The organism is Mesorhizobium sp. M0276 (genome assembly GCF_040321755.1).
Classification (GTDB): Bacteria; Pseudomonadota; Alphaproteobacteria; order Rhizobiales; family Rhizobiaceae; genus Mesorhizobium.
The window spans coordinates 1-18,847 of the sequence record NZ_JAMYSC010000088.1 but is presented as its reverse complement, the minus strand read 5'-3'; the positions used below and the strand labels follow the sequence as shown (position 1 = coordinate 18,847).

Below are 18,847 nucleotides of genomic sequence, written 5' to 3'. Positions count from 1 at the left end.
GGGGGGCGCTTTTTGTTGAAAACCCACACTCCCCCCAACCACGCCGCGGGGGGCCCCCCCGCCCGGGCCCCGGGCGGCCGGGGGCCGGGGTCGACGGTCATGCCGCAGACCGGATCGCGGACGACGGCCTGTGCGGCAGGTGTTGCGCGGTTTGCCGAACAGCAGCCGCCATGCGCGTGATGATCGTGATCGGAATGCGTCATGCGAAAATGCCTCTAAGGGTCGGTGGGTGACGCGGAGATAGGGCTTCCAGTAACTGGAAGGTCAAGGGGTTAAATTTCTTCATCTCGTTGCGGGTGGATGCCAAGCACGCTTGAGCGAGAGCGGGCTCGTATTTCCGCCCCATACCCAGCGCCGCGAAAACGCGCTATAGACGCCGCCGAAAAGGCAAGGCCGACCTGGACATATGGCAAGAATCTCCCTGAAGCTCGACGAACTGATCGATGGCGAAGCCTTGCGACGCGAGATGACCGCGCTGACTGCGGCCAAGGCAGGCGACGGCTCCGCACAGACGGCGCGCAGCGGTGTGCTCCATCTGCTCAAGGGGCGGCTGGCAGACGGGCGCGCCATTGCCGAACGGATGCTGCGGGACGACGGCGGCGGCAGCGCCTGCGCGGCGCGGCTGTCGCATCTCATGGACGAGATCATCCGGGCGCTCTACGATTTCGCCGTCACCCATGTCTACCGGGTCAAGAACCCGTCTTCGGCGGAGCGCATGGCCGTCGTCGCCGTCGGCGGCTATGGCCGCGGTACGCTGGCGCCCGGGTCCGACATCGACCTGTTGTTCCTGCTGCCCTACAAGCAGACGCCATGGGGCGAACAGACCGTCGAATACATGCTCTACATGCTGTGGGATCTGGGGCTGAAGGTCGGCCACGCTACCCGCAATATCGACGAATGCGTGCGGCTGTCGCGCAACGACATCACGATCCGCACCTCGATCCTCGAAGCGCGGTTCCTGTGGGGCGAGGAAAAACTCTATGACGAGCTGATGCTGCGCTTCGACCATGAGGTGGTGCGCACGACCGGCCCCGAATATGTCCAGGCCAAGCTTGCCGAACGTGACGACCGTCATGCCAAGGCCGGTGAAAGCCGCTATCTCGTGGAGCCCAACGTCAAGGACGGCAAGGGCGGCCTGCGCGACCTGCAGACGCTGTTCTGGATCGGCAAATATTTCTACCGGGTGCGTACCGGCGAGGAACTGGTCGACAAGGGCGTCTTCACCGAGGGCGAATACCGGGAGTTCCTGAAGGCCGAGGATTTTCTGTGGGCGGTACGCTGCCATATGCATTTTCTCACCGGCAAGGCCGAGGAAAGGCTGCATTTCGACATCCAGCGCGAGATCGCCGAACGGCTCGGCTACACAACCCACCCCGGCCTATCGGCGGTCGAGCGCTTCATGAAGCACTATTTCCTCGTCGCCAAGGATGTCGGCGACCTGACCCGCATCTTCTGCGCCGCGCTCGAGGAGGAGCAGGCCAAGCACGTGCCGGGCTTCAACCGTATCTTCCTCACCTTCTCACGACGCAAACGCAAGCTGGCCGGCACGCCGGACTTCATCGTCGACAACCACCGCATCAACATCGCCGACGACCAGGTGTTCGAACGCGATCCGGTCAATCTTTTGAGGTTGTTCTGGTTTGCCGACAAGCACGGTCTTGAATTCCACCCCGATGCGCTGAAACTGCTGACCCGCTCGCTCGGCCTGGTCAACAAGTCGCTGCGGCGCGATGAGGAAGCCAACCGGCTGTTCCTCGACATCCTGACCTCGGACCGCAATGCCGAACTCAATCTGCGGCGCATGAACGAGGCCGGACTGCTCGGCAGACTGATCCCGGATTTCGGCAAGATCGTCGCCATGATGCAGTTCTCGATGTACCACCACTACACGGTGGACGAGCACCTGATCCGCTGCATCGGCGTGCTGGCCGAGATCGAGCGCGGCGACGGCGAAAAGGTCCATCCCCTCGCGCACACGCTGATGCCGGGGCTGAAGAAGAGCCGCGAGGCGCTCTATGTCGCCGTGCTGCTGCACGACATCGCCAAGGGCAGGCCGGAGGATCATTCCGAGGTCGGTGCCAGGATCGCCCGGCGCATCTGCCCGCATATGGGACTGTCTCCAGCCGATACCGAAACCGTTGCCTGGCTGGTCGAGAACCATCTGGTGATGTCGATGACGGCGCAGACCCGCGACCTCAACGACCGCAAGACCATCGAGGATTTCGCCGCGATCGTGCAGTCGGTCGAGCGGTTGAAGCTGCTTTTGGTCCTGACCGTCTGCGACATCAGGGGCGTTGGGCCCGGTGTCTGGAACGGCTGGAAGGGCCAGTTGCTGCGCACGCTTTACTACGAGACCGAATTGCTTTTGAGCGGCGGCTTTTCGGAAGTGTCGCGCGCCCAGCGCACGGCGGCGGCGCGCGAGCTTCTCGCCGAGGCACTTGCCAGTTGGCCGGACAAGGTCCGCAAGCGCTATGTCGGCCAACACTACGAGAACTACCTTTTGACCGTCGATCTCGCCGACCAGCTGCGCCATGCCGAGTTCATCCGCGAGGCTGATGTGGCGGGCAAGAAGCTCGCCACCATGGTCAAGACCCATCAGTTCGAGGCCGTGACCGAAATCACCGTGCTGGCGCAGGACCATCCCCGCCTGCTCTCGGTCATCGCAGGGGCTTGCGCCGGAGCCGGCGGCAACATCGTCGACGCACAGATCTTCACGACGTCGGACGGCCGCGCCCTGGACACCATCCTGATCTCGCGAGAATTCGACCGCGACGAGGACGAGCGCCGGCGTGCCGAGCGTGTCGGACGGCTGATAGAGGACGTGCTCTCAGGCAAGAGCTGGCTGCCGGAGATGATCGAGAAGCGCACCAAGCCGCGGCGCGGCTCCAAGGCATTCAAGATCCCGCCGCGCGCCGAAATCCGCAACACGCTGTCCAACCGCTTTTCGGTCGTCGAGGTCGAGGGCCTGGACCGGCCGGGCTTGCTGTCGGAGATCACCGGAACGCTTTCCGACCTGTCGCTCGACATCGCATCGGCCCACATCACCACCTTCGGCGAGAAAGTCATCGACACCTTCTATGTCACCGATCTCACCGGCCAGAAGATCGACAGCCCGGCTCGCATCGCCACCATCCGCAACCGGCTGGTGGCAACGCTCGAGGGCACCGTGCCCGAACGCGGCGGCAAGGCCAAGGCAGCGGCCGAGTGACCGCCACCATCACTTTGTCCTTATCCTGCAGGCAGTCTCCAAACGCATGAGCCTCGTCAAGAAATTCGCAACGGTCGCTTCCGGCACGCTGATGAGCCGTGCGCTCGGCTTCGGCCGTGAGATGCTGATGGCCGCAGCGCTCGGCACCGGACCGGTCGCCGACGCCTTCAACGCCGCCTTCCAGTTTCCCAACACCTTTCGCCGGCTGTTTGCCGAGGGCGCCTTCAACGCCGCCTTCGTGCCGCTGTTCGCCAAGGAGATCGAGACCCACGGTACCGATGGCGCCAAGCGCTTCTCCGAGGAAGTCTTCGGCGTCCTGTTCACGGCTCTGCTGGCGCTGACGATCATCATGGAACTGTCGATGCCGCTGATCGTGCGCTATTTGGTGGCGCCCGGTTTTGCCGGCACGCCGGGGAAATTCGACACCACGGTGACGCTGGCGACGATCATGTTTCCCTATCTGATCTGCATGTCGCTCGGCGCCATGATGGCGGGAATGCTGAATTCGCTGCGCCGCTATTTCGCCGCCGCGGTGGCACCGGTGTTCCTCAACGTCATCCTGATCGGCGTGCTCGCCTATGCCTGGTACAGGGGCTCCGACGCGCTCACCGTCGGCTACGGGCTGTCCTGGGGCGTGCTTGCCGCCGGACTGGTGCAACTGGCGATCGTCTGGGTGGCGGTGCGCCATGCCGGCATCTCGATCGGCTTTCGCCGTCCGAAAATGACGCCCGCGGTCAAGCGGCTGCTGATCCTGGCGCTGCCGGCGGCAATCACCGGCGGCATCACTCAGATCAACCAGCTGATCGGCACCGCAATCGCCTCGGCGCAGAACAGCGCGGTGTCCTCGCTCGCTTATGCCGACCGCATCTACCAGTTGCCGCTCGGCGTGGTCGGCGTCGCGGTCGCGATCGTGCTGTTGCCCGAACTGTCGCGGGCGCTGAAGTCTGGCAATCTGATCGAGGCGGCCAACCTGCAGAACCGCTCGGTCGAATTCACGCTGTTTCTGACGCTGCCAGCGGCAGCAGCCCTCTGGGTGATGTCGGAACCGATCGTGCGGCTGGTCTATGAACGGGGCGCGTTTGCCGCCAACGGCTCGACGCCGACGGTGGCGGCGATCCTGGCGATCTTCGGCCTCGGCCTGCCAGCCTTCGTGCTGATCAAGGCGTTCACCCCAGGCTATTTCGCCCGTGAGGACACGCGCACGCCGATGATCTTTGCCGCCATCTCGGTAGCGGTAAACGTCACCACGGCCCTGACGCTGTTTCCACGGATGGGCGCTCCCGGCATCGCGGTGGCCTCGGCCGTCGCCGGCTGGGTCAACGCGATGATGCTGCTCGGCGTCTTGATCCGGCGCGGCCATTGGGGCCGCGACGTGCCCCTGATGAAACGCATTCCGCGGCTGGTGCTGTCGGCGGTGGTGATGGGGGCGGCGCTCTATTTTGCCGAGCACTGGTTCGCCGTGAGGCTCGGCCCGGGTTCGCCGCTGGTCGTCAAGGCGACGACGCTCCTGGCGCTGGTTGCCGGCGGGGCACTGCTCTACTTCGTCACCGCGTTTGCAACCGGCGGCGCCGATTTCGGCATGATCCGTCGCAATGTCAAACGGGGCGAGGCCAAGGGAGCACCCCTGGCCGCAAGAATCGAACCGGACGAATAGACCGGGCAACCGGTCGGCAACGCCGGTCTTGATCGCAACGCTGCTCTCGTCCATAAGCGCGCCGTCGAAAGACTTTCGCCGCGCGCGAAACGGCCCTCCACAAGCCATGAGGAAATCATGACCGCCTTCAAGCCACTCGTCTTTTCCGGCGTCCAGCCGACCGGCAATCTGCATCTCGGCAACTATCTCGGCGCCATCAAGAAATTCGTCGCTCTGCAGGACACTTCCGACTGCATCTATTGCGTCGTCGATCTGCATTCGCTCACCGCCCAACTCGTTTATGAAGACCTCGCCGACCAGACGCGGTCGATCACCGCGGCGTTCCTGGCCTCGGGCATCGACCCCAAGAAGCACATCGTCTTCAACCAGTCGCGGGTCATGCAGCATGCGGAGCTTGCCTGGATCTTCAATTGCGTGGCACGTATCGGCTGGATGAACCGCATGACGCAGTTCAAGGACAAGGCCGGCAAGGACCGCGAGAACGCGTCGCTCGGCCTGCTTGCCTATCCCTCCCTGATGGCTGCCGACATTCTGCTCTATCGTGCAACGCATGTGCCGGTGGGTGAGGACCAGAAGCAGCATCTGGAGCTGACCCGCGACATCGCGCAGAAATTCAACAACGATTTTTCGGACCGCATCGCCCGTCTTGGCGTCGGCGTCGAGATGCAGGTCGGCGAAGAGACCGTGAACGGCTATTTCCCGCTGACCGAGCCGGTCATCGGCGGGCCGGCGGCGCGCATCATGTCGCTGCGCGACGGCTCGAAGAAGATGTCGAAGTCGGACCCGTCGGACCTGTCGCGCATCAACCTGACCGACGATGCCGATGCCATCTCGAAGAAGATCCGCAAGGCCAAGACCGACCCGGAAGCGTTGCCGAGCGAACTGGACGGCCTGGCCGCCCGGCCCGAGGCGGAAAACCTGGTCGGCATCTATGCTGGTCTCGCCGAGATGTCGAAGGCCGATGTACTCAAGGAGTTCGCCGGCCAGCAGTTTTCGGTGTTCAAGCCGGCGCTGGCGGACCTTGCGGTGGAAAGACTGGCGCCGATCGCCAGCGAGATGCGCCGCATTTCCGACGACCGCACCTATGTCGACGCGGTGCTCAGGGACGGCGGCGAGCGCGCCGGCGTGCTGGCCGAGGCGACGATGAAGACCGTGCGCGACATCATCGGGCTGCTGCAGGCCTGATCTCTCGCTGTCGCACTGCACCATACTTGCCCAAGGCCGGCGGCTTGCCGCCGGTCTGCGGCGGTGGCAGATTGCGGCCTCAGTAACACCGAGTACACAGACATGGTCTCCAAACGCCTCAGCCGCGAAGCCGGCCATCGCCGCAAATTCCTGGCGATCATCGACGACACGCCCGAGTGTGAGCGCGCCGTCGCCTACGCCTCGAAGCGGGCGCAGAGCACCAGCGGCACGCTGGTGCTGCTCTATGTCATCGAGCCGGACGATTTCCAGCACTGGCTGGGCGTCGAGAAGATCATGCGCGAGGAGGCGACCGCCACGGCGCGCGCGGCACTCGACAGCTATGCCAGCAGGGTGCGCCAGAAGCTTGGCATCGAGCCGGAGATGGTTGTGCGCGAAGGCAAGCCGACGGAAGAGATCCACAAATTGATCGAGGAAGACCAGGACATCGCCATCCTGGTGCTGGCCGCCGGTGCGGGCAAGGAGGGCCCGGGCCCACTGGTCGGCGCCGTGGCCGGCAAGGGTGCCGCCTTCCCGATCCCGGTGACGGTCGTGCCGCAGAACCTTTCGGATGAAGAGATCGACAGTCTCGCCTGAGGTGTATCGATGTCAGGGCGGCCTGACTGAACCTCAACACACCTTCGATCACCTCCCGGGGCGCGCAAAAACATTCCGCCAGCCAGCCGTTCCGACGATGCGTTTCGCTTGAATGTCCGGCGGATTGGGCCTATTTAGAATTATTCCAAACTAGCTGCCCGAAACGGGCACGGAGACGGCCATGTTCATCCAGACCGAATCGACGCCAAACCCGGCGACGCTGAAATTCCTGCCCGGCAAGGAAGTGCTTCTGGAAGGCACCGCCGATTTCCGCGATGCCGACAGCGCCTCAATTGCCTCGCCGCTCGCCGGCCGGCTGTTTGAAATTGCCGGCATTACCGGTGTTTTCTTCGGCTATGACTTCATCACCGTGACCAAGGATGGCCCCGACTGGCAGCATTTGAAGCCGGCGATCCTCGGCGCCATCATGGAACATTTCATGTCCGGTGCGCCTGTCATGGCCAAGGCCGGCCCTGCCGCCGAGACCAGCCTGACCGGCGAGTTCTACGACAAGGCTGACGAGGAACTGGTCATCACCATCAAGGAACTGCTCGATACGCGCGTGCGTCCGGCGGTCGCCCAGGATGGCGGCGACATCACCTTCCGCGGCTTCGAGAACGGCACGGTGTTCCTGCACATGAAAGGCGCCTGCGCCGGCTGCCCGTCGTCGACGGCGACGCTGAAGCACGGCATCCAGAACCTTCTTCGCCACTTCGTGCCGGAAGTGCAGCAGGTCGAACAGGTCTCCTGACGGTTCAGCTCGCCGCCTTGCCGGCTAACAAACTCGATCGATCGCAAAAAACAAAAAACCGGGCCAAAGTGCCCGGTTTTCTGTTTGGGACGTCCGTTGTTGCCTAGACGGTCCGCGTACGAAAGCTGCCTCTATCTGATCATGATTTTTCCGAGAACCGGTACCGGTTTCTCGGGATCATGGTCTAAAGAACAATGACCTTGGCGCCGACCGAGGCGCGGTCATAGAGGTCGATAATGTCCTGATTCATCAGGCGGATGCAGCCCGACGACATCGCTTTGCCAATCGAATTCCATTCCGGGCTGCCATGCAGGCGATAGCCCGAATCACCGCCCTTGTTGAACAGGTACATGGCGCGCGCACCGAGCGGGTTCTTCAGGCCCGGCTCCATGCCGCCGGCAAACTTTTCCAATTCGGGCTGGCGCTGGATCATCTGCCTCGGCGGCGTCCAGGTCGGCCATTCGCGCTTGAGCGCAATGTGGGCGGTGCCATGCCACTCGAAGCCTTCGCGGCCGACGCCGATGCCGTAGCGAATAGCCCGGCCGTCACCTTCGACGAAATAGAGGAACTTGTTCTGCGTATCGACGATGATGGTGCCCGGCTTTTCCGGGCTGTCGTAGTTCACTTCCTGCCGATGGTACTTCAACGGCACTTTCTCGATCGGGACGCGCGGCAGCTGGTAACCGGCGTCGGTGACCGCGCCATAGTCGTTGGAAAAAATCTGCGAGCCGATGGTGCTGCAACCGGCGATAGCAGTGGACAGCGCCAGTGCGGCGACGATAGCAAACGACTTCATGCGCATCAGGTGATCCGGTGCCCCGCCCCAACTTCGGCGGCACGAGTCGGCCGCTTTTTCGCAATCATTCATGCTGGCATTTTCTTTGCTTGCCAAGCGCGCGATGCCTATATGCCGAAGTTGACGTGCTGGTAAGCGTGCCACTATGGCATTTTGGCAACAGCCTTCACAGGATTGTGGAGGAAATTCAATGGCCGCGCCCACGGCTTCATCAGGAATCGAGGAGAACCGTCATGAATGTCGGTGACGCCGCCCACCGTTCCGGCCTGCCGGCCAAGACCATCCGCTACTATGAAGAGATCGGCCTGATCGCTCCGGCGCGCGCCGTCAACGGCTACCGCGACTATTCCGGAGACGACATCCACCGGCTGACCTTTTTGCGCCGTGCGCGCAATCTCGGCTTTTCCATTGATGATTGCCGCCAGTTGATGGCGCTCTACCAGGACCGCGACCGCGCCAGCCACGACGTGCGAGAGATCGCCGCCGCCCATGTCACGGCGATCGAGGAGAAGGTGCGCGAACTGCAGTCGATGCGCTCGACCTTGCAGAAGCTGATCCACGCCTGCCATGGCGACGAAAGGCCGGATTGCCCGATCCTGGATGACATGGCGGGGGCGGCGTTGCTCGGCGACTAGGTCGCCGCCGGCGCGGCAGTTCGATCGGCACAATTTCCTTCCATATCTGGGCGCGTCAATCGACCGCACTATTTCATCTTTGTCGCAATGATCAACGACGGAGGTTGGCATGGATCGGCGATTGTTTCTGACCGGAATGCTAGGAATGGCCGGGGCCGCGACCGTGGTCGCACTTGCGCGTCCTGCCACTGCGTTGGCCGGCATCCCGAATACGGGACCCGGCATTCTCGATGAACTCGACAGACCGTCCGACGATATCCTGGACCAGGATGGTCCTGATGCCCAAGACGGCATCGAGTTCGTGCGGCATCGCAGGTGGCACCGCCGCCGTCGTCGCGTCTGGAGAAGAGTTTGCCGTCGCTATTGGCGTTACGGTTACTGGCGCCGCAGGTGTTTCCGCAGATCCTTCTGGATCCGCTTCTGACCGAGACCCGGCAAACACGAAGGCCTCCGCATTCGCCGGGCCAGCGCTGTCGCTGTCGACTAGACTCCGATCAGGGCAAAAAGGCCCGCCGCTGCAGGGCGGCGGGCAGTCTCTGGAGCGCCGGGGATCAGCCCGGCATTGGCTCAACGAGGGGGCGATGGGTTGGTTGCAAAAAGGCATACGGGGACTCGCACATGGGGACTCGATTGTACGATCATAACCAAGTCGTGAGGCGCATTGCCCACCTTCTGAGCCGCGCTAAACTTGAAAGGCGGCAATCCTAAATCCGCCGCAGGTGGCCGACGCGATTAGGCAATGTTGTCTCACCGGCATCCGCGTCGGCCATTTTGGCAACGACTATCATTTGAGCGCGAGGGCGAGTTGTCATCCTGATGACCGGCACTACCTTTGGTGGCAGGGTCGACGCGACTTACATCTCGGCCAACTGAGGCACGTCCAATGGACATCTCCGGACTGTCAGATTTTGTGGGTGGACCTCAGGTCTTGGCCCCGTTTGCCCGGCTGTTGATGGAAGACAGCGGCCCGGCAGCCTTTCCTTTGGGTGGACCGCTACCGGGCCTGACCGGAGCGGGGTGTCATGGGGGAGCTCCGGCTGCCTCTTAAAATACCACTTTTTCCTTATATGCGCGCTAGCTAATTTAAATAGGAGGAAACGAACGTGACGCCGCGGTGGGCCGGGTCTGTCAAATATGAAATCGCCGGGTGCGACCGTTCTAGGACCTGCATGAAGCGTTGCTGAAGGCCGAAGCGAGATCGCAGGCAAGCAAGGCCGCCATTCCTCGGATGGAATGAAACGAGGCGATGAGCCAGAGCGCCTTCCGGACTGCGATGGTACGGTTTTTACCAAGGCTCTCGCCCTTGTCGCCGGATGCTAGTCTGATGAGGCGGCATACCCCCAAAGTCGCCGCAGTGGCCGACGCGGCTTCGGCAATGCCGTCCCACCGGCATGCGCCGGCCACTTCCTGGCGACCGTGGTTTGTTGCCGAGTTAGAACCTATTACCACCTACGACAGCTCATCAGAGCCTATGAGTCCTTTACGCGGCTGTGCAGAAGAGGCCATTGGCCTACGGCTGGATTGCGCCTAGCGCCCGCTCCTAAGTGGTGCGATGATATTTGAATGGGTGCAGACCTCGCCGATAACGAGTTGCAAGCGCGGCTAAACCAATTGGGTGCGCGCGTTGCAGAACTTAAGGCGGCAAGGCGGCCTCCTCCTGAGGGGGAGCATATTGCCGGCGGCCCGCTTGGTCCGACAGACCCACTAGAGGCGGAACTCCTAGAACGATCAGGAGGATGGTGGGGCTTCAATCGCAACCCAGCGTTCACTCTCGTATCCCTGATGCTCTTTATTCGCTCGCTGCGTCGAACGCGCTAGTTGCCAGCTTGTCATGATTATATTCAGGGCGTTCGTACCAAGCCTTCCAAGAAAAACCCCTACGGCGTCGAGGGTCACGGCCTGTACAAGTGCAGCGCTTGCGCTCGCAATTCACGGTTCGCATGGGCACGATCTTCGAGGAAAGCCATTTGCCGCTGACCAAGTGGCTTCAGCTAATCCACGTTATGTGCGCCTCTAAGAAGGGTATCAGCGCTCACCAGATGCATCGCATACTCGAATGCGCCTATGAGGCCGCTTGGTTCCTATGCTACCGCATTCGCCTTGCAATGGCGTCTGGCGACTTTTCCCCGCTTGGCGGCAACGGCAAGACCGTGAAAGTTGACGAGACCTATATCGGTCGCCTGAAAGGCACTCAGGTGAAGGCCGGCGGTCCCTACGGCTGGGTAGCGTCCATCAACGAGACCCGATTGAACTCGTGCCCTTGGGCGCGAAGAAGCACCTCCATTTGTACCTCTGGTAGGCCTCGAACTTCATATGGGGAATGATCGTTCGATAGAACGTCATCAAACGCTCACAGATATGGTAGCGGTCATCGAGGGAGACTTGGGCTCGTTCCCTAGGGATAAACCACTCCTGCTCTTGTGGCTCATTCATATACGCTGGGCGAGCCAACCTGACGTAATAGCCGTCTTTCGTCTCCCTGACATCGCGAGGGTCTATCGGATGGCAATCTTTGTTGCCGCAGCAATCAGATTGCATAACCGGATCTTTTTTGCCGGTGTACCAATCGTGGGCATCCGCGTTGCCAGCTAAGACAAGCCACGCCAGCACGATCCGTATTCGTGGCTGTCTCATGACACCCCTCGTATTGTGGGGTACATAATATATTAGCGAGGTCTAATTGTCAGTGAGAACGGAGAGTAGTGAAAATGCCGGCCTGTCCTGATTATATTCCTATTTCACTTTGGGTTTGTAAACCATAGAACCGCCACCGCGGTGGGGTTCAAACCGTGAACAGAATCTGGCATGGTGCCGCCATGCCCATTATCTCCCCCATCTCAATCAACCCACTCATCGACGGTCGCCAGTCCGAACGCGCCATGCTGGTGCGGCGCGGCGTGCAGCGGCTGCTGATGGAGATGGGCGCGCATGTGCTGCCGGAGCTGTCGCTGGCCACCGGCCGCCGTGCCGACCTCGTCGCACTGACCCGGCAGGGCGACATCTGGATCATCGAGATCAAATCCTCGATCGAGGATTTCAGGGTCGACCGCAAATGGCCCGACTACCGGCTGCATTCCGACCGCTTCTTCTTCGCCACCCATCCCGGCGTGCCCTCGGAGATCTTTCCCGAAGAGTGCGGCTTCATCCTTTCCGACGGCTACGGCGCCGAGATCATGCGCGATGCGCCCGAGCACCGCATGGCGGCGGCAACGCGCAAGGCGCTGATGCTGCGGATCGCGCGGGCCGGCGCTTCACGGCTGCTGGCGGCGGAGCTTGCCGGTGTGTCGGTGCCGGCGCTCGAGGATGAGAGCGAGTAGGTTTCGCCTTACTCTTCGCCCTCGTCCACTCCACCAACCGCCGGAGCCATCAAAAGCACGGCGGCGCCAAGGATGGCGGCGATGAAGGAGCCGGCGAGGATGCCGACCTTGACCGCGTCCTGCAATGCGACGTCACTGGCGAAGGCGAGCAGGCCGATGAACAGGCTCATGGTGAAGCCGATGCCGCACAGCAGCGAGATGCCGATCATGTGCGCCCAGCCGGCATTGACGGGCAGATCGGCAAGCCCGAACCGGATGGCAAGTGCCGAGGAGCCGAACACGCCGACCAGCTTGCCGGCCACGAGCCCGGCGGCGACACCCAGTGTCAACGGTTCGATCAGCGCGCCGAAGCTCAGGCCGGCGAGCGAGACGCCGGCATTGGCAAAGCCGAAGATCGGGATGACGACAAAGGGCACTATCTTGTGCAGGCCGTGCTCGAGCCGATGCAGCGGCGAATGGTCGAGATCGTGGCCGATCCCGGCGGAGCGTTCGAGCGGAATGGTCAGCGCCAGCGCGACGCCGGCAAGCGTCGCATGGACGCCCGATTTCAGCACCAGCACCCACAGGACGACGCCCAGCACGAGATAGGGCAGCAGCGTCATCACCCGCATGCGGTTGAGCACGACGAGTGCGGCGATGACCGCGAAAGCGGCGCCGAGATAGGTGAGCGACAGTCCGCTGGTGTAGAAGATGGCGATGATGATGACGGCGCCGAGATCGTCGATGATGGCAAGTGCTGTAAGGAACACTTTCAGCGAAGCCGGCACGCGGCTGCCGAGCAGCGACAGCACGCCGAGCGCGAAGGCGATGTCGGTGGCGGTCGGGATCGCCCAGCCTGACAGTGCCGCCGTATTGTCGCGGTTGATGGCGACATAGACGAGCGCCGGAACCACCATGCCGCCGGCGGCGGCGATGCCGGGCAATGCGCGCCGGGGCCAGGTGGAGAGCTGGCCATCCAGCATCTCGCGCTTGATCTCCAGCCCGACGAGCAGGAAAAAAACCGCCATCAGTCCGTCATTGACCCAGTGCGACACGCTGAGTGGGCCGAGATAGGCATGAAGAGCGGAAAAGTAGGCTTCGGCGAGCGGCGAATTGGCGACGATCAGAGCCAGAGCCGCCGCCATCATCAGGATGATGCCGCCAGCCGCCTCGCTATCGAGAAATTCGCGAAGGACGGAAACCGGCCGCTGCTTCAAATCCTGCATGTCGCCTCCGTTAAGCCACGTCACTCGCAATGTTGCGCAGGTGTCGCTGGGGACGCAAGACACCTGTTCGCGTTGGCAGATCGCATACCTCGGAGACTGGCCGAAACGCCTATCACTTCATCATCCCGGAGCAAGGAGCGAAGCGAGGCGGCGCAGACCCGAGGATGACGACGCGCGGTTTAGCGCGGTGCGCGCTTGGCCAGTATCCGCTGCAAGGTGCGGCGATGCATGTTGAGCCGGCGCGCGGTCTCCGAGACATTGCGCTCGCACATTTCATAGACGCGCTGGATATGTTCCCAGCGGACGCGGTCGGCCGACATCGGATTTTCCGGAGGCGCCGCGCGCTCACCGGCGGTGCGGGTGAGTGCCGCGAAGATATCGTCGGCGTCGGCGGGCTTGGAGAGGTAATCGACGGCGCCGAGCTTCACCGCGGTCACCGCGGTGGCGATGTTGCCGTAGCCGGTCAGGATGATGGTGCGGGAATCGTCGCGCTTTTCGCGGATGGCCGCGACCACGTCGAGGCCGTTGCCGTCACCGAGCCGCATGTCCACCACGGCGTAGGCGGGCGGATTGGCGCGCGCCTTGGCAACCGCCTCCTCGACGCTCTCGGCCGTCTCGACGACGAATCCCCTGGTTTCCATGGCGCGGGCCAGACGCGTCAGGAACGGCTTGTCGTCATCGACGATGAGCAGCGAGGTGTCTTCGCCTTCAACCATTGCGCCAATATTTTCGTCGCCTGTCATAGTCTCAAAATTCCTGCTGCCTTAATTTTACGCAGATATAGTTCCCGAGCCTCATTGTCCAATTTTTAGAGCTCCTTCAAGGCTCTCAGGCGGTGTCGAACATGCTGGCCGAAGTGATTTCCGGATTGAGGAACACACCACGCGGCCACGAAATCTGTACCACCGCGCCCTCACCCAGGCCGCTCGAATTGCGGAAATCGAGCGTCGCGCCCGAGCGTTCGAGCAACGTCTTGGCGATGAACAGGCCGAGCCCCAGGCCGCCGCCGGCTTCATTGCCCTGGCGCGTCGACATGTAGGGCTCGCCGATGCGGTCGATGATCTCGGCCGGAAAGCCCGGGCCGTCATCGATGATCGAGAAAGTGACGGTGGCCTCGTTCCAGCTCCAGCCGACAGTGACGCTCTTGCGGGCGAAATCGACGGCATTCTCGACCAGATTGCCGAGGCCGTAAATGACGCCCGGATTGCGGCGCCCGACCGGCTCGGGCCCGATGCGCTCGCCAGGCCGAAGCTTGATCGAGATGCCGAAATCGCGATGCGGGGCGGTGACCTCCTCGACCAGCGAGGTCAACGGCAGCCGCGAAAGATGCGCCTCGCCCTCGGACGACAGGCTGGTCAGGCGCTTGAGGATTTCGCGGCAGCGCTCGCTCTGCGAGCGAAGCAGCTTCATGTCTTCCCCGTATTTCGGATCGTTGCCGAGCGCCTTTTCCATCTCCTTGGTGACAAGCGCGATGGTGGCGAGCGGCGTGCCAAGCTCGTGCGCGGCCGCGGCGGCCAGCCCGTCGAGCGCCGAGAGGTGCTGCTCGCGCTGCAGCACCAGCTCGGTGGCGGCGAGCGCATTGGCAAGAAGCCTTGCTTCGGCAGCAACGCGGAAGGCGTATATGGCGGTGAAGGCGATCGAGGACAGCACCGCCATCCACATGCCGGCGACGTAGATGAAGGGCATCTCCAGCGGCGCGTCCTCATGCCAGGGCAGCGGCAGATGGACAAAGACCAGCAAGGTCGCCGCCGACATCACCAGCCCGCCGAGGATAGCGGTCAGGCGCAGGGGCAGCGATGTCGCCGAGATGACGACGGGCACCGTCATCAGCAGCGAGAACGGGTTGGTGAGGCCGCCGGTCATGTAGAGCAGGCCGGCAAGCTGCAGGCTGTCGAAGATGAGGATGCCGAAGGCCGCAAGTGGGGTGAGCCGGTGCGCTGCCGGGAACCGGAAGGCGAGATACAGGTTCATCCAGGCCGAACAGGCGATCAGCGCAAAGCACAGGCTGACCGGCAGCGGAAACTTCAGGCCATAGGCAACGACGAGAACCGCAACGCTCTGACCGACGATCGCAAGCCAACGCAGACGGATCAGGGTGTTGAGGCGCAGTCTCTGGCTCTGCTGGAAATCGGGCGAATGCAAAACGTTGGTCATGGCCTGAAATACAGCCGCGGGACGGCAAGCGCTAGGTGCCTCTGGGTTTTGCCCGGGCGGTGGCGGCGGCGAGCAGCGGATTTTCGGGCCAGACATGCTTGGGATAGCGGCCGCGCATGTCGGCGCGCACATCGGCCCAGGAGCCGCGCCAGAAGCCGGGCAGGTCGCGTGTCGTCTGGATCGGCCGGTGCGCCGGCGACAGGAGTTCGAGCGTCAGCGGCACGGTGCCATTGGCGATGGCGGGGTGGCGATCGAGGCCGAACAGCTCCTGCACGCGAACCGCCAGCACCGGCCACTCGCCGTCATAGCGGATCGGCACATGGCTGCCTGACGGAACATCGAAATGGGTTGGCGCCAACGTGTCGATCTTGCGCTGGAGATCGTGCGGCACGAGTGTGGCCAGTCCGGTCGAGACGACGCCCGCATCGATAGCGGCAAAATTTGCCGCGCCGGACAGGAACGGCAGCAGCCAGTCGTCGAGGCGCTCGATGAGGGCGGCATCCACCATATCGGGCCAGGGCGCGCCAAGGCCACGATGCAGCCAGCCAAGCCGCTGGCGCAGCGTTTGCGCCTCCTTGCTCCAGGTCAGCAGCGACAGCCCGTGCTCGCGCACCGCATCAAGGATGGCCTGATCGGCATCTGTGCCGGTTGGCGGCGGCAGCATGCGCTCGGCAAGCGTGATCGCGCCGAGGCGCACGGTTTCGCGCTCGCGCACCGCGCGCTTGTCGCGGTCGAAGCTCGTTTGCCTTCGTGTTTCGATCCTGCCGGCAAGTGCTGCGCGGACATCGTCCTCGCTAATTGCCGCCGCCGCCGTGATGCGCGCATTCTGCGCCTTGCCCTGCAGGTCGGCGACGACCAGAAACGGCTCGCCCGCCAGCGGATCGGCGGCGTCGAGCATGGCGCCCGAACCATTGGCCAGCACGAAACGGCCGCGCTCGCCCCGCGCCCTGGCGACGCGGTCCGGCCAGGCGTGGACGAGCAGGGGACCGGCTCCCTCCCCCTTGTGGGGAGGGTCGATCCGCGTAGCGGATCGGGGTGGGGTCGGTTCGGGCACGCCATCGGCGACCCCACCCCGTCTCCCTCGCGTCGCTGCGCGCTGCTCGCTCGCCGACCCTCCCCTCGAGGGGGAGGGTAAGGCCTGCCTTGCCAGCCGTTCGGCGAGCTGGCGTGCGGCGGTGGCACGCGGCGTTCGTTCCGAGCGAAAGCGCATCAGTCGCCGTTCCAGGTCGGCGCCATCACCGCCAAGGCCGCGTTCGGTGAGCAGCACGGCAAGCATGGCCGCCTCGAAGGCATGGCCGCTCTTCGCTGCCTCGGCGACCATATGTGCCAGCCGTACGGGCAAAGCGAGCTTGCGCATCGCCGTGCCCGCTTCCGTCAGGCGGCCCGCCTCGTCTATGGCATCCAGCGCGCGCAGCAGCGCCCGGGCCTCGTTGAGCGCCGGCGCCGGCGGCGGATCGAGAAAGGCGAGCTTTGTCGGATCGGCGACGCCGAAGGCGGCGCAGTCGAGCAACAGGCCGGATAGGTCCGCCTCGAGGATTTCGGGCGGCGTGAAGGGGGCGAGTGCTGCCGTCTGCTCGGCCCGCCCTAGCCGGACGGCGACGCCAGCTTGCGTGCGCCCGGCACGACCGGCGCGCTGGTCGGCGGAGGCCTTGCTGACGCGCACGGTCTCCAGCCGGGTGAGGCCACTGGCCGGCTCGTATCGCGGCAGTCGCGACAGGCCGGAATCGATGACGACCCGCACGCCGTCGATGGTGATCGAGGTTTCGGCAATCGAAGTCGCCAGTACCACCTTGCGGCGGCCTGGAGGCGCTGGCTTGATCGCCGCGTCCTGCGCCATGCCGTCGAGCATGCCGTAGAGCGGCACGATGTCGGTATCGGCACTGATCCTGCCGGCCAGCCGCTCGGCGGTGCGTTCGATCTCGCGCTGGCCAGGCAGGAAGGCAAGCACGCTGCCGCTCTCATCGGCGAGGGCGGCGCGGATCGCCTTGGCCATGGCGTCCTCGATGGTGCTGCCAGCGGGGCGCTCGTCGTAGCGGATGTCGACAGGAAAGGCGCGACCCTCGCTCTGGATCACCGGGGCGCCCGACAGAAGTTTGGCGACGCGGGCGCCGTCGAGCGTCGCCGACATCACCAGCAGCCGCAGATCCGGCCGCAGCGCACCCTGCACGTCGAGCGCCAGCGCAAGACCGAAATCGCCGTCGAGCGAACGCTCGTGGAATTCGTCGAAAATAACAGCCGAGACGCCGGGCAGTTCGGGATCATCGAGGATCATGCGCGCGAGCACGCCTTCGGTGACGACCAGTATCCTGGTGCTTGCCGAGGTGCGGTTCTCCATGCGCATGGCGTAGCCGACGGTGGCGCCGGGCTCCTCATCAAGCAATTCGGCCATGCGGCGGGCTGCGGCGCGGGCGGCGAGCCGGCGCGGTTCGAGCAGCACGATCTTGCCGGCGCCCAGCCAGGATGCGTCGAGCAGTGCCAGCGGCACCAGAGTCGTCTTGCCGGCGCCGGGCGGCGCCACCAACTCGGCACTGTTGCCATGGCCGAGCGCCTCGAGCAGCGCCGGCAGCACGGCGGAAACAGGAAGCTCGGGCAAGGGCTTTGTCGTCATCGCGTCCGCATATCAGCGCTGACGGTCGCCGTGCAACCGGTGCCGGCTCAGAGCCGGGTGCGGGAAAACGGGTTCCAGCGCACGGTACCCAGCCGCGCTTCCTCGCGCACCATGGTCAGCAGGCCGGCTCCACCGACGACCGCCAGGCCGACCAGCGTCAGCCCGTCGGGGTATTCCTGGAAGAACGACGCGCCAAGGATCACCGCCCAGACGATCTGCGAGTAATGCGGTCGGCGCGACGCGGTTGGCGGGTGCGTATTTCATGGCCAGCAGCTGCAGGAATTGTCCGCCTGCCGTGAAGGCTCCGGCCATCACCAGCCACACCAGCTGCTTTCCGTCGGGAACGGTGAACGTGGTGGCCGCGGCGCCGATGCCGTTGAACGCCAGGCCGTAGCCGACCAGCACGCCCAGCATCGTCGTGCGCTTTTCCTGCTGCGCCAGCGAGCGCATCAGGATGACGCTGGTGGCGGCGAGGAAGGCGACGCCGAAGGCGGCAAGGTGGCCGAGATTGAGCTCGCGAAAGCCCGGCCGCACCACCAGCATGACACCGGCAAAGCCGGCGACCACCGCCAGCCAGCGCCACGGACCAACCTTCTCCCCGAGGATCACGGTGGACAGGATGGTGACGCAGAGCGGCGCCAGGAAGATCAGCGCATAGCACTCCGCCAGCGGAATGGTTGTGAAGGCATAGACGCTAAGCACGCCGGAAGCGATTCCCGCCCACGCACGCGCCTGCACCG

The 18,847-nt window shown here is 63.9% G+C and carries 14 protein-coding genes and 1 pseudogene; 9 read left to right on the top strand and 6 right to left on the bottom strand.

Annotation, left to right across the window (positions count from 1 at the left end; translation table 11 throughout):
* The first annotated feature begins 406 nt into the window (after window positions 1-406).
* From NKJ01_RS33810 to NKJ01_RS33790, 5 genes are all read left to right on the top strand, one after another.
* Window positions 407-3,208 carry a [protein-PII] uridylyltransferase gene (locus NKJ01_RS33810; RefSeq protein WP_352734766.1) on the top strand — a complete coding sequence of 934 codons (2,802 nt, stop codon included), beginning with the start codon at window positions 407-409 and terminating at the stop codon, window positions 3,206-3,208.
* A gap of 46 nt (window positions 3,209-3,254) precedes the next feature.
* Window positions 3,255-4,862 (top strand): murein biosynthesis integral membrane protein MurJ, encoded by a 1,608-nt coding sequence (murJ, locus tag NKJ01_RS33805; protein WP_352603933.1) that lies wholly within the window; start codon window positions 3,255-3,257, stop codon window positions 4,860-4,862.
* 117 nt (window positions 4,863-4,979) lie between these two features.
* A complete protein-coding gene (gene trpS / locus NKJ01_RS33800; RefSeq protein WP_023762744.1) occupies window positions 4,980-6,047 on the top strand; it encodes a tryptophan--tRNA ligase in 1,068 nt (355 codons plus the stop codon).
* A gap of 102 nt (window positions 6,048-6,149) precedes the next feature.
* The gene (locus NKJ01_RS33795) at window positions 6,150-6,641 is read left to right on the top strand and encodes a universal stress protein (RefSeq protein ID WP_352603931.1); all 492 of its coding nucleotides are present in this window, start codon (window positions 6,150-6,152) and stop codon (window positions 6,639-6,641) included.
* A gap of 181 nt (window positions 6,642-6,822) precedes the next feature.
* Window positions 6,823-7,392, top strand: coding sequence for a NifU family protein (locus tag NKJ01_RS33790; RefSeq protein ID WP_352603929.1), 570 nt, complete (start codon window positions 6,823-6,825; stop codon window positions 7,390-7,392).
* Between the two features lie 184 nt (window positions 7,393-7,576).
* Here NKJ01_RS33790 and NKJ01_RS33785 read toward each other — a convergent pair whose 3' ends face one another.
* The gene (locus NKJ01_RS33785) at window positions 7,577-8,194 is read right to left on the bottom strand and encodes a L,D-transpeptidase (protein ID WP_352604121.1); all 618 of its coding nucleotides are present in this window, start codon (window positions 8,192-8,194) and stop codon (window positions 7,577-7,579) included.
* A gap of 227 nt (window positions 8,195-8,421) precedes the next feature.
* Between NKJ01_RS33785 and cueR the strand changes: the two genes are divergently transcribed.
* The 4 genes and pseudogenes from cueR to NKJ01_RS33770 all read left to right on the top strand — a co-directional run bounded on the left by cueR (window position 8,422) and on the right by NKJ01_RS33770 (window position 12,140).
* Window positions 8,422-8,823, top strand: coding sequence for a Cu(I)-responsive transcriptional regulator (gene cueR / locus NKJ01_RS33780; protein ID WP_352734763.1), 402 nt, complete (start codon window positions 8,422-8,424; stop codon window positions 8,821-8,823).
* Between the two features lie 109 nt (window positions 8,824-8,932).
* Window positions 8,933-9,247 (top strand): protamine-2 (modular protein), encoded by a 315-nt coding sequence (locus tag NKJ01_RS33775; protein WP_352734761.1) that lies wholly within the window; start codon window positions 8,933-8,935, stop codon window positions 9,245-9,247.
* Window positions 9,248-10,653: 1,406 nt separating this feature from the next.
* Window positions 10,654-11,030, top strand: a pseudogene (locus NKJ01_RS36585) (IS1595 family transposase); the annotation flags it as partial.
* 609 nt (window positions 11,031-11,639) lie between these two features.
* A complete protein-coding gene (locus NKJ01_RS33770) occupies window positions 11,640-12,140 on the top strand; it encodes an MmcB family DNA repair protein (protein ID WP_352734768.1) in 501 nt (166 codons plus the stop codon).
* A gap of 8 nt (window positions 12,141-12,148) precedes the next feature.
* On the opposite strand, the gene nhaA is transcribed toward NKJ01_RS33770, so the two are convergent.
* The 5 genes from nhaA to NKJ01_RS33745 form a co-directional block, all read right to left on the bottom strand.
* A complete protein-coding gene (gene nhaA, locus NKJ01_RS33765) occupies window positions 12,149-13,345 on the bottom strand; it encodes a Na+/H+ antiporter NhaA (protein ID WP_352734759.1) in 1,197 nt (398 codons plus the stop codon).
* Window positions 13,346-13,524: 179 nt separating this feature from the next.
* A complete protein-coding gene (locus NKJ01_RS33760) occupies window positions 13,525-14,088 on the bottom strand; it encodes an ActR/PrrA/RegA family redox response regulator transcription factor (RefSeq protein ID WP_111544836.1) in 564 nt (187 codons plus the stop codon).
* An 85-nt stretch (window positions 14,089-14,173) separates the two neighbouring features.
* The gene (locus NKJ01_RS33755; protein ID WP_352603920.1) at window positions 14,174-15,499 is read right to left on the bottom strand and encodes an ActS/PrrB/RegB family redox-sensitive histidine kinase; all 1,326 of its coding nucleotides are present in this window, start codon (window positions 15,497-15,499) and stop codon (window positions 14,174-14,176) included.
* 31 nt (window positions 15,500-15,530) lie between these two features.
* On the bottom strand, window positions 15,531-18,107 hold the full coding sequence (gene hrpB / locus NKJ01_RS33750; protein WP_352734757.1) for an ATP-dependent helicase HrpB: 2,577 nt from the start codon (window positions 18,105-18,107) through the stop codon (window positions 15,531-15,533).
* A 12-nt stretch (window positions 18,108-18,119) separates the two neighbouring features.
* Window positions 18,120-18,847: DMT family transporter (locus tag NKJ01_RS33745; protein ID WP_502905946.1), on the bottom strand; the 728-nt coding region annotated here is incomplete at its 5' end.